The sequence below is a fragment of the Ruegeria sp. CG11 genome, from assembly GCF_056537245.1.
The window spans coordinates 1-3069 of the sequence record NZ_JBQFRE010000051.1 but is presented as its reverse complement, the minus strand read 5'-3'; the positions used below and the strand labels follow the sequence as shown (position 1 = coordinate 3069).

The following is a 3069-nucleotide window of genomic DNA, read 5'->3' as shown; positions in this document are numbered from 1 at the left end:
CGTCCGTCAGCCAGAAAAGATCAGACAAGTTCGCTCGTTTTCGAACCGTGAATCACGCCGCAGGACGGAAATCAAGGGGGACTGTGCCTAGCGATGCTGCGTTTTACAGATACAGAGCAATGTTTGGCAGCATGAATGTGTTGGATGCAAAGAAGATGCGTGCCTTACAGTGTTTTGGTGAAGGCCGCTATAGTGAGCATTCTTGTTGATGACGATCTTTCGCGGCAAGCTATTGGCCTCTTGCATTTAGGCAGCGAACTTTGTTCGCTGCCGGTTTGTTTCAACGTTTCGAAAGAATAAAATCAAGCATCCTGTCGTGTTTGTCGACAGTTCGATCGAGACTGGAAAACAACGAGTTTGGGCACCAAACAGAACGACTTCACTTGCTATAATACCCTGACAATGTTAACCATTTTAGGCAGAGTTGAAGGTATTTTCCGTGCGATCCATACTCAAGCATAAGTTTCGAACTTTACGACAGATTGCACTTGAACAGATCTATGACTTGACAACGCGTAACTGGCATTTGCTTGACACTGTGCCGCTGCATAGTATCTCCACATCGACCTTTGAAAAAGATGTTTCCTACTTTGGCGAAGCTCAGATTCACGACCCAAATGGAGCAGCGCGGATCTGGCCCCCAAAAAACACACGCGCCCTCTGCCATCATCTGGAACCACAAGTAATCCCGCGGCCGTATACGCTAGAACTCTCCAATGTAATTGTCTCACATTTTACCGTTGCTGAAATCGCGAATCCCGATCACGTTCCAATTGAAGTATTCCCAGAAACGATGCGTTCGCGAGAGCACATACATTTTATGGACAAAACTAAACATCAACGAAGATCACTTGCGCAACTGTATCTAGACAAAGAACCTGATTGTGACTGCGGTTATCTATTTGGCTCCATCGGGTGGCAAAATTATTTTCATACGATTGTCGACCATGCGGTCAGGTATGCAGAATTCCACGCCGCTGGGAAAATTCCCGAAGAAGCTCATATCATATTTCCAAAGACTCCAAACAGTTATCAGACTGCCTTTCTCGACCTTTTAGAGATAGCTCCGGATAGGCGCGTGTTTGCAGATCAGAATTGCGTTAAGCTGAAACGCCTCCTGCTCCCATCAATGCGCCGGCATGGACGCGCGGTGACACGCTCTGGGCTCGCAGCCTTCCGTTCACAAGTTCTGCGCAATGTGCCTGCCAAATCATTTGATGGACCGCGCCGCGTTTATTTGACTCGCAAGGACGCAGCAATGCGCCGGGTCTTGAACGAGCCGGATGTTGAAACGCTTCTGCATGGATACGGGTTTGAAACGGTCCAGACCGAACACATGAGCGTAGTCGAGCAGGTTCAACTATTCACCAACGTCGAAATCATTGCAGGTCCTCACGGGGCCGGGCTGACAAATGTAGTTTTTGCAGATGCTCCACACGTTATAGAATTCTTGCCGGCTGACCTTTGGGACTTGGGCTACTATGTCGGATTAGCGACATCTTGTGGCGGTACATATGATGGAATTGTTTGCGACGGGGTTACTGCAGGAGATGATATAACTGTTGATTTGACTATTTTAGAAACTGCGCTGTCAGGATGCGAACAGCTTGTTCAGAGCGGTAAATAGATTAGAATCTGAAGGTGTTGTCTAATTGCACGGTTCAGATCAAGTTTTTCTTGCATTTCGAAGACCTGTTGTCGGGTGCATGGTTGTCTTCGCGGTCGGCATCGGCCGCCGCATGATGGAGCTTCGCGAGGAGAGCCTTCCAAGTGTAGACGACGCACTCAGCTGAGCCAGCGGTGCAACACCTTCAGCGGAATGGCTCTGCTCACGTCCCCGGCGAGGACGTTTCAAAGACCATACGCGAGCCGTGATACCGTCACGCTGCCGTTTCGGCACTTTGTTCGAAGAGCCTGCCGGTTTTGAGCATGGCATGCACTATGAAGGCCAGCTTGCGCGCAACGGCAACCGCCGCGCGTTTGAAGCCGATCTTTTCACGGAGTTTGAGGCCCCAAAACCGCAAGTCACAATCAGCTGAACTGCGGGTCAGGATAACGGTGGCAGCCTCATAGAGAAGTACTCGCAAATGACGGTCGCCGCGTCGGGATATGTGACCCTCATAATCGACTTCTCCGGATTGATAGCGTCGAGGTGTTAACCCAGGCCACGCGCCGACCGAGCGTGACCTTCGAAAGTTACTGGGCTCTTCTATAGCGGTGACGAAGTTCTTTGCTCGTGCGCTTGAGGTGAACGGTTTGCCACGGAAGATTTTCATCGACAAAAGTGGGGCCAACACAGCTGGTATCAAAGCCAAAAACAAGATGCTGAAAGGCTTTGGTTGCCCAGTACCGATCGAGATGGTGAGGCGGAAATACCTCAATAACATCATTGGACAAGACCACGGGTTCATCAAACGTCGGATTAGGCGGATGTTGGGTTTCAAGTCTTTTGATTCAGCGGCATCCGCTCTCGCTAGAATTGAATGGGTCAAAATGATCCGAAAAGAGTAATTCATGCCCGGACTCTCGCTGTTTCAGCAGTTTGTGCAATTGGCAGGATAATCGCCCCGCCTGCTTCATCTATTCAGCATTTAGAGGAATTTGCGACAGAACCAGCTTGCGAACCTACTGCTGATCAAAAGTGTCGGCAGGTTCCAAACCGCCATGCCCGTCGCACCGGCCCGTCTGCATCTACGCTTTCTTTGCGGGATAATATAGATTGTCGTATCGACAATCTACTAGACTTGCAGTCGATCAATCCATCGACTTAAGATTAAATCTGCGGACGCGCGTTCATGCCACTGGCACGACGGCGTCGGGTATCCATGCCCTCGTGCTGACCTGAGGCGAAATCCGAACCTGCTGCGCGCCGACCGTGCAGTAGGTTTTCTTTGACCGGACGCCGCGTCGGTCGGTCTTAGTCTTCGCCGAAGAGGTCGCGGGTGAAGACTTTTTCGCTGACGTTTCGTATTTCGTCTGACAGTCGGTTGGCGACGATCAGGTCGGCCTGTTGTTTGAACGCATCCAGGTCGCGGATCACCGGTGAGTGGAAGAAGTGATCCTCGCTCA

At 50.6% G+C, this 3069-nt stretch carries 2 protein-coding genes and 3 pseudogenes; 3 read left to right on the top strand and 2 right to left on the bottom strand.

Annotation, left to right across the window (positions count from 1 at the left end; translation table 11 throughout):
* Together ACR0KW_RS24145 and ACR0KW_RS24140 are read left to right on the top strand one after the other, a co-directional pair.
* The coding region (locus ACR0KW_RS24145) for a hypothetical protein (protein ID WP_480807296.1) at nucleotides 1-209 on the top strand (209 nt) is incomplete at its 5' end.
* 230 nt (nucleotides 210-439) lie between these two features.
* A complete protein-coding gene (locus ACR0KW_RS24140) occupies nucleotides 440-1627 on the top strand; it encodes a glycosyltransferase family 61 protein (protein WP_480807295.1) in 1188 nt (395 codons plus the stop codon).
* 253 nt (nucleotides 1628-1880) lie between these two features.
* Here the strand turns inward: ACR0KW_RS24140 and ACR0KW_RS24135 are convergent.
* A pseudogene (locus ACR0KW_RS24135) lies at nucleotides 1881-2234 on the bottom strand (transposase); the annotation flags it as partial.
* Here ACR0KW_RS24135 and ACR0KW_RS24130 point away from each other — a divergent pair.
* A pseudogene (locus ACR0KW_RS24130) lies at nucleotides 2215-2511 on the top strand (DDE-type integrase/transposase/recombinase); the annotation flags it as partial. The pseudogenes ACR0KW_RS24135 and ACR0KW_RS24130 overlap by 20 nt on opposite strands.
* A gap of 406 nt (nucleotides 2512-2917) precedes the next feature.
* Here the strand turns inward: ACR0KW_RS24130 and ACR0KW_RS24125 are convergent.
* Nucleotides 2918-3069: pseudogene (locus ACR0KW_RS24125) on the bottom strand (UDP-glucose 6-dehydrogenase); the annotation flags it as partial.